Raw genomic sequence first — 5647 nt, 5'->3', positions numbered from 1 at the left:
ATAAAACTTTTTTAATACGTGAAGACAGGTTAATATCCGCTACAATGATTTATTCTGCTATATGCTGGGAAAGGATTTATTCTACATGTCAGATCAGAACGATAAGCTCAAACAACTGAAAACCTCATCCATGGATCGACGCTTATCGATCGCCAAGGCATCCCTACTTGCAGGCACCCGCTGGGCAGCATCAAATGCCACTTCAATGTTCTCGAGTGAAGAAGAGAAAGAGAAAAAACGCAAAAAAGCCATGAAAGAACAGGCTGATTATCTGGTTGCAGAAATCGGCAAGCTAAAAGGTTCTATCGTCAAGATTGGCCAGATGATGGCGCTCTATGGCGAGCATTTTCTGCCAGAAGAAATCACTCAGGCATTAAATACATTAAATAATAAGACTGTAGCCTTGGCCTGGCCTGCGATTAAAGCGCAGTTACAAGCGCAGCTTGGTTCAAAACTTGATGATTTAACCATTGATCATGAACCTTTAGGAACAGCCTCACTGGCTCAGGTACATCGCGCCAAACGCAAATCTGACGGGCTGGAACTGGTACTGAAAATCCAGTATCCAGGCGTTGCAGAAGCGATTGACTCAGATATGAGCCTGTTTAAAAACATGCTCAAATTGACCCGTATGGTGCCGCAAACCCGTGAATTTGATCAGTGGTTTGATGAAGTTCGTGAAATGATGCATCGTGAAGTGGACTACAAAATTGAAGCTGCGACAACCCGCCGTTTCCGTCAACGTCTGCAAAATGATCCACGTTATATCGTACCGACCATTATTGAAGATTACTCGACCGATCGCGTGCTCTGTATGACCTATGAGCGTGGTGTACCAATCAATAGTCCGGTCATGCTGTCTCTGCCACAGGAACGTCGTAATAAACTCGGTGAAGCTTCCTTAGAAATCGCAGTACGCGAGATTTTCGAATGGGGCGAAATGCAGACTGACCCGAACTTCGGGAATTATCTGGTACGTTTGGGCAATGGTGACGATGCACAGGATAAAATTGTCCTGCTCGATTTCGGTGCAATCCGTCAGTTTGACCAGCATCTGCTCAATGTGGCACGTAATCTGATTCAAGCGGGTTATCATCATGATTCAGATATGATGGTCAAAGCCATGACTGGTTATGAATTCTTTGACTCGATTCCGCAAAGCATCAAACCAGATATGGCCAAGGTTTTCTTGCTGGCCACTGAAGCATTTAGCTCGCCAATGAACAATAAAGACCTGCCAGCCGGCGTAATGGATGCACAAGATCGCTATGACTGGAAAAAGAGCCAGTTGCATAGCCGTGTCATGCAACAAGCCTCTAAATCGATGGCATCACGTTATTTCAGCGTCCCACCGAAAGAGTTTATGTTCATCAGCCGTAAATTTATCGGTGCTTATACCTTTATGACCGTGATTGATGCCAAAACTAATGTGCGTGCCATGATCAAGAAACATCTCTAAAGACAATCAAATGATATTTTAAGTTGATCCGGTTGATTTCTGTCATCCGGGTCAATTTCTTGCATTTTAATATTTTCAAATAATATAATTTTATTAATATTTTCATTGACTTGCTAGCAAATTTAATAAAATAAACTCACTTCATTTTTGTCAATTAATCATGTCATTCCTGACATAGTTTTTTATAAGGCAACCTGTCAGCATAATTCTGAAAATATCTAAAACATTTATAACAGGATAATGATAATGAGCAATATGGTGAATAAGGCCCAAGGAGTTGGCTTATCCATACTGACTAAAATTGCAGGCAGTGAGCTGCTGGATCAGTTTAAGCTACGTAAATTCGTTGAAAAGTCCCTTTATCAAAGCTCTAAGGCAGGTTTTAAAACCCTAGGCCAGACACAAAAGCTGCTGAAATCAGGACAAAAAATTAAAAAACAGCGCCTACCAAATCAGAATAAATCCCTGTTTGATCTTAGCCTGACTGAAGAGCAGCAGATGACCGTAGATGCAATGGAGCAGTTCTCAGCCGAAGTACTTTATCCGCTTGCTCACGATGCAGATCACGCTGAAACCTTTCCAGAGGTTTTATTGCAACATGGTACCGACTTAGGACTTAACTTCTATGCCTTGCCTGAGTCCTTAGGTGGTGTAGCGACTGAAAAGAATATTGTGAGCAATGTGCTGATTGCCGAACATTTGGCTAAAGGAGACTTTAGCCTGACTGCTGGCCTGCTCTCAACCTTTAGTGTGATCAATGCCCTGACTCAATGGGGCTCAGAACAGATTCAATCCGACTATCTGGCTTCTTTCGCAAATGATAAAGGTATTCGAGCCACATTTGCCACGCAGGAAAATATACCGGCTTTTAATCCTTTTAGGCTTACAACCCAAGCAACACCACACCAAGATCATTATCTGATTCAGGGTGAAAAAACACTGGTCTTACTCGCAGCCAGTGCAGACCTCTATCTGGTCAGTGCCATGCTCAATGGTCAGCCGGATGTATTTGTGGTGCAACGTGATCCGAGCATCAGTATTCAAAAGTCAGCTGCGATGGGTCTTAAAGCAAATGAAACTGCCACACTGCATTTCGACAATACACCAGCACAACGTCTCGGTGATGAAGATTTTGATTACACCGCTTTTATTGATCTAGGTAATCTGATGTGGTGTACCATGGCTGTCGGTACCTGCGAGGCTGTCAGGAAATACTGTATTCAATATGCCAATGAACGTACAGCGTTTGGTGAACCTATTTCCCATCGTCAAGGGGTTGCTTTCATGATTGCCAATATGGCAATTGAAACAGATGCTATGCGTATGCTGGTGCTAAACGCTGCCAGTCTTGCAGAAGCAGGTAAGCCTTTCCATCGTGAGGCATATTTGGCCCGTATTCTCTGCGCAGAAAAATCAATGCAGATTGGCACAGATGGCGTGCAAATCCTGGGTGGACATGGCTATACCCGTGAACATCCTGTGGAACGCTGGTATCGTGACTTACGCGCGACTGCTGTCATTCAAAGTGGGCTGCATGCCTGATCCTTGACATGAATATGGAATAATTATAATGAATCTGCAAAATCCAAAAAAATTTAAATTACTGATTGATCAGGCCCATGAAGTTGCGCTGAATGTATTACGTCCAATTTCCCGTAAATATGACAAGGCTGAACATGCCTATCCTAAAGAGCTGGATATGCTGGCTTCTGTTGTGGATGGCATGAATGCTGGTAGCGAAGGTATGAATGCTGGTGCCGCAGTCAATAAACGTGGTGATACGGATACGTCTAATAAAAATGGCGTCAACATGTCAACTGCACTGAGTATTATTGAGATGTGTTATGGCGATACAGGTCTGCTCCTGTCCATGCCACGCCAAGGTCTGGGTAACTCGGCAATTGCAGCGGTGGCAAATGAGGAACAATTGACACGTTTTGAAGGCACCTGGGCAGCAATGGCGATTACCGAGCCAGGTTGTGGTTCAGACTCTGCTGCAATCCGTACTACGGCAACCAAAGATGGTGATGACTATATCCTGAATGGCGAAAAAATCTTTGTCACCTCAGGCGAACGTGCAGATTCTGTAGTGGTGTGGGCAACTTTGGATAAAAGCCTGGGGCGTGCTGCAATCAAATCCTTTGTGGTACTCAAAGGTACGCCTGGGATGAAAGTCGAGCGTCTGGAACATAAACTTGGTATCAAAGCTTCGGATACCGCCGCAATCAGCTTTGTAGACTGTCGTGTGCCTGCGGCAAATCTGTTGGGTAATGCCGATATTGATGTTGCCAAAGGTTTTGCTGGCGTAATGGAAACCTTTGATAATACCCGACCACTGGTTGCTGCAATGGCAATTGGCTGTTCCAAAGCATCTCTAGAACGAATCAAAGAGATATTCAAAGACCAGCTAGATACGGATTACGGTACACCCTATTTACAGACCTCCCATATTGCAGCGCAGATTTACCGGATGGAAGCAGAATGGGAAGCAGCTAGACTGCTGATGCTCAAAGCAGCCTGGATGGCAGACAATCGTAAACCCAACTCTCGCGAAGCTTCAATTGCCAAAGCCAAGGCTGGTCGTATTGCTAATGAAATCACTTTAAAGTGCGTCGAGTTAGCATCTTCTGCAGGTTATAGCGAGACTGAGCTACTCGAAAAATGGGCTCGTGACTCAAAAATCCTCGATATCTTTGAAGGTACCCAGCAAATCCAACAGCTGATTATTGCTCGTCGTGAGCTGGGTAAATCATCTAGTGAGCTGAAGTAAGCCGTAGAATCTCTAACATGCTGACTCATTGATGGATTTATAAGCTAAAAAGATGGATTTTTTACAGTTTTAGGACTATAAAATTTCCATCTTTTTTTACATTTTATGATTTATGTATTCTATTCGACCGATCCAGCCTAAAGATAATCCCCAAATTGCCAAAATTATTCGTGAAGTTTCTATTGAATTTGGTCTTGCTGCTGAATCCGGTTTTGCAGTAGGTGATTCTATTCTGGACAGCTTATATCAGGTTTATCAACAACCAAACGCTGCTTACTGGGTTATTGTCGATGAAGATGATCAAATTTATGGTGGTGGTGGCATTGCTCCCTTACAAGGTGATAATAGCATTCTAGAAATCCAGAAAATGTATTTCCTCCCAGCCATTCGTCAACATGGGTTTGCCAAACAGATTTTGAATCTGGCTTTTGATTTCGCACAGCAACAGAAATTTCATAAGATTTATCTGGAAACGACAAAATCCCTTTGGCAAGCTGTCAAACTCTATGAAAAACTGGGCTTTGAACATCTGGCATATCCTGAAGGCAATACGGGGCATAATGAAGCGTGTGAAATCTGGATGCTGAAAACTATATAAAATATGCCTCAAGTAAAGATCAAGCCAAAAAGCTGCAAAAATTATTGTAGCTCAGGTTTAAAAGGCTAATCAGCTTGACGCTGAACAGTTCATTTTTTAGTATCAAATTAATTTTATAATGCGGATATTTAATTTTGACCTACTTTAAGTCCTTTCCCTTAAAACGTCTTTTATCTCATTTTTTTACACCTTCGCATTTCAAACGACTCATCCTCCTAGGTAATGCAATCACTTTAACTGCATGTTCTTCTTTAGGTGGAGGTTCCATAGAAAAACGCTCAGCTAAACTTTCCAGAGGGATACAAAATGCATATTCTATCTCTCCAGAAACAGCAAATCGCGTATCGCCACTAATTATTAAAAGTGCCGAACAGCACAATTTAGATCCACTCTTAGTCGCAGCAGTAATCCGACAAGAATCTACCTATCGTCCGTATGTCAGCTCATCCGCTGGTGCTGTAGGTTTAATGCAAATTATTCCACGTTATTGGCAAAGTAGTTGTGGAGCTGATTTATTCCATGAAGCCACCAATGTCCAATGTGGCTCCTATATATTAGCGCGTTATCAACAATCTGCAGGCGACTTAAAAAAGGGACTAGGATATTATAATGTCGGTCCATCTGGTTTTGAAAATAATCGCAAGATGCGTAAGCAAGGTAAAAAATACGCTAAACAGGTACTTAATCATAAAAAAACGTTAAAAAATTCAATTTAGTTTTTCTAATAGATGTAATTAAGCATAATTATAGATTATGCTTAATTAGACCTCTTTCATAAATCATTTTTTGCTCAGTTCCAAGTTGTAGATTCAAGCAATTA

General features: G+C 42.1%; 5 protein-coding genes. All 5 read left to right on the top strand.

Annotated elements, in window-relative coordinates; genetic code table 11:
* The first annotated feature begins 85 nt into the window (after nucleotides 1–85).
* Entirely contained in the window at nucleotides 86–1459 is a 1374-nt protein-coding gene (locus B4033_RS06290) for an ABC1 kinase family protein (protein ID WP_004809593.1), read from the top strand.
* Between the two features lie 246 nt (nucleotides 1460–1705).
* Nucleotides 1706–3001 carry an acyl-CoA dehydrogenase family protein gene (locus B4033_RS06285; protein WP_286832729.1) on the top strand — a complete coding sequence of 432 codons (1296 nt, stop codon included), beginning with the start codon at nucleotides 1706–1708 and terminating at the stop codon, nucleotides 2999–3001.
* Nucleotides 3002–3029: 28 nt separating this feature from the next.
* On the top strand, nucleotides 3030–4229 hold the full coding sequence (locus tag B4033_RS06280) for an acyl-CoA dehydrogenase family protein (RefSeq protein WP_005222334.1): 1200 nt from the start codon (nucleotides 3030–3032) through the stop codon (nucleotides 4227–4229).
* Between the two features lie 112 nt (nucleotides 4230–4341).
* Nucleotides 4342–4827: a GNAT family N-acetyltransferase gene (locus B4033_RS06275; RefSeq protein WP_286832727.1), complete on the top strand. Its 486-nt coding sequence runs from the start codon at nucleotides 4342–4344 to the stop codon at nucleotides 4825–4827.
* A 134-nt stretch (nucleotides 4828–4961) separates the two neighbouring features.
* Nucleotides 4962–5543, top strand: a complete 582-nt coding sequence (locus tag B4033_RS06270) for a lytic transglycosylase domain-containing protein (RefSeq protein WP_286832725.1) — start codon at nucleotides 4962–4964, stop codon at nucleotides 5541–5543.
* The last annotated feature ends 104 nt before the right edge of the window (nucleotides 5544–5647 follow it).

Origin of the sequence: Acinetobacter sp. UBA3132, assembly GCF_002364825.1 — a bacterium.
Lineage (GTDB): Bacteria > Pseudomonadota > Gammaproteobacteria > Pseudomonadales > Moraxellaceae > Acinetobacter > Acinetobacter schindleri.
The sequence above is the reverse complement of the archived record's forward strand: the minus strand, read 5'-3'. Positions and strand labels throughout refer to the sequence as shown.

What these genes read in the sequence shown, in the direction of transcription:
- B4033_RS06275 (WP_286832727.1), top strand. Translation starts at nt 4,342, where the DNA reads ATGTATTCTATTCGACCGATCCAGCCTAAAGATAATCCCCAAATTGCC.
- B4033_RS06285 (WP_286832729.1), top strand. Translation starts at nt 1,706, where the DNA reads ATGAGCAATATGGTGAATAAGGCCCAAGGAGTTGGCTTATCCATACTG.
- B4033_RS06290 (WP_004809593.1), top strand. Translation starts at nt 86, where the DNA reads ATGTCAGATCAGAACGATAAGCTCAAACAACTGAAAACCTCATCCATG.
- B4033_RS06280 (WP_005222334.1), top strand. Translation starts at nt 3,030, where the DNA reads ATGAATCTGCAAAATCCAAAAAAATTTAAATTACTGATTGATCAGGCC.